Here is a 2,586-nt window from a genome sequence, read left to right as displayed (position 1 = left end):
ACGTTTTGTTACTATTTATCTTTCAAGATTATCCTCAAATTGACTATCGGAATTGTTGAAAATCCTATTTGTACTAACTAAAAATAAAAGCAACATTCCTCGTTCTTTTTTTCTTCTAGCTATACTAAAATAGCTCCTTTTTATTAGCTAAAAAAGATAGTTTTTCTGCTTTTGTGGCTAATAAAATAACAGCCCATTCTTAAAAAAGAAGCGATATTAATTAGGCAATTCCTGTGTTAAAACTTAACATAATATTTAGCTTTAAATACCTGTTATTTCCCAAATTATAAAATATTCATATATTAAATTTCCATAAAAAGGTACTTAAACGAGTATTTAGGTTGTTCAAAGAGAAAAGAAATAAAGTACTATTAATTCTTTTTAAATTTGGACATTATTATTTCACACGAGATATTTTATTGAATAACAATGGTTTCCGCCCCGAAATCTACTAAATAATTTAAAAACTTAAAATCCTGCTGTTATGATTGAAAAAACTACTTTCCTTTTATCTGCTCTATTGCTAGTTTCTACTATCAAATGTGCAGAAATCCAAAACCTAAAATTTTGGACTGGTTTGCTTACTCAAAAATCGGAACTATTATCATTATTTTTTGATTCCCATAAAACAGTTTTTACTCAAATATACCTGGTTCCCTTTAGAATCAAAACCTAGTAATACGACCCGTCGTAAATCAGTCCGCAAGATTTATTAAAAAAAGAATTATTCCCATTAACAACCCCAATTTCTAACGATTTAAAAGAAATCAATATGAAAGCAAACTTTACTCATTCGAAGAAATTATTTTTTCTTTCAATTATTTTTTTTTCTAAATCTTACTTATAGTTTTAGTCAAACTTTTATACCAGATGGTAACTATAGTTCAACAGAATACTTAGGAGCACAAACAAAAATAGTTGATGCTAATGCATCATCATCATGTCAAGTGGAAAGAGTATTTGCTATAACAAAAAGTACTATCTCTGAGAACTACTTATTGTTAGGTATTAACAATGGAAATGGAGGCTCTGCAATTTTTAGATATTATATTAATACCGACGGAAACGCTGCTACTGGGCTAAAAAGTGAAACTTACAAGAGTACAGCATATCCAATCGCTGGTGCTGAAATTGTTTTAGAATTAGATGCTAGTAAAAATGCTCTAACTGTATTCAAATACACTGCCGCAGGTGCTATAGATCCCAACTTTACGTCATTAGGCGTTCTGAGTGCTATTGGTAGCTATGTTCCCGGTGACAATAGCTTTATTGAAGTAAAAATACCTATATCAGCAGCTACTTTTGATGTTTGTAATTCAACAACGAACGGTGTTATTACTTTAGCCAAGTACCTTTCGTTTTCTGGAGGTAGCATTAACTCCGCACCATGCGCATTAAAAGATATTGATTTCATAATTGCTCTTAACGGAATCGTTTCTCCAGATAAGACCTATTGTTATGGACAAGATACTAAAACAACGCTCACACTTTCGGGGCAGTTAGGAAATGTAGTGAGATGGGAATCTAGTACAGATATTCTTTTTCCTTTAGCTACAACCACTTCTATTTCCAATATAACTGCATCGTATGATACTCCTGCTAACCTGACTACAACAACCTATTTCAGGGCAGTAATTAACAGTATATTGTGTCAAAATATAACTTTAAAATCACAACCTGCTACAATCACAATAAATCCAGCTACTCCAGCTCCTTCAGTAACAGCATCGGTTGTCTATTGCTTGAATGCAACCGCATCCCAATTAACAGCTACTGGAACGAACCTTTTATGGTATACTGTAGCAACGAATGGAACAGGAAATACCACTGCACCAACTCCACTAACAACTACTGCAGGAAGTACTACATATTATGTAAGCCAGACTATAACTGCGAACGGCATCTCTTGTGTAGGTCCAAGATCTCCAATTGTGGTAACGTAAATCCAGCTACTACAGCTCCTTCAGTAACAACACCAGTTGTCTATTGCTTGAATGCTACCGCAACCCAATTAACAGCAACTGGAACGAACCTATTATGGTATACTGTAGCAACGAATGGAACAGGAAGTACCACTGCACCAACTCCACTAACAACTACTGCAGGAAGTACTACATATTATGTAAGCCAGACTATAACTGCGAACGGCATCTCTTGTGAAGGTCCAAGATCTCCAATTGTGGTAATGGTAAATGCATTACCTACAGCCACAATATCTGGAGTATTAGAAACTTGCATCTCAACAACATTAACAGCAAATACGAATGCCAGTAATCCTAGTTATATATGGTATAAAGATGATGTAATAGTCAATAATGCTATCTCTTCAACGCTTGTTGTAACCCAAAACGGGAATTATAAAGTAAAAATAAAAAATGGTCTAACTAATTGTGAAAACACCTCCATTGCAGCCACTGTTTCAGTAGAAGACAATACCAAGCCAGTAACTCCAACCTTAGCTGATGCTACAGGGGAATGTTCTGCAACGGCAACTGCTCCAACAACCACTGACAACTGTGCAGGAACAATCACAGGAACTACAACAGATGCTTTGACAAGAAGCACCCAAGGAACTTCGGTAATCAC

General features: G+C 34.7%; 1 protein-coding gene and 1 pseudogene. Both read left to right on the top strand.

Going from position 1 to position 2,586, the window contains the following annotated elements; translation table 11 throughout:
• Positions 1–947 precede the first annotated feature (947 nt).
• Entirely contained in the window at positions 948–1,943 is a 996-nt protein-coding gene (locus A3SG_RS0118135; protein ID WP_157485558.1) for a hypothetical protein, read from the top strand.
• Positions 1,907–2,586 (top strand): annotated as a pseudogene (locus A3SG_RS20455) (hypothetical protein); the annotation flags it as partial. The gene A3SG_RS0118135 and the pseudogene A3SG_RS20455, both read left to right, overlap by 37 nt.

This window comes from Flavobacterium sp. ACAM 123 (assembly GCF_000264055.1).
Taxonomy (GTDB): Bacteria; Bacteroidota; Bacteroidia; order Flavobacteriales; family Flavobacteriaceae; genus Flavobacterium.
This window is presented reverse-complemented; position numbering and strand designations above follow the sequence as displayed.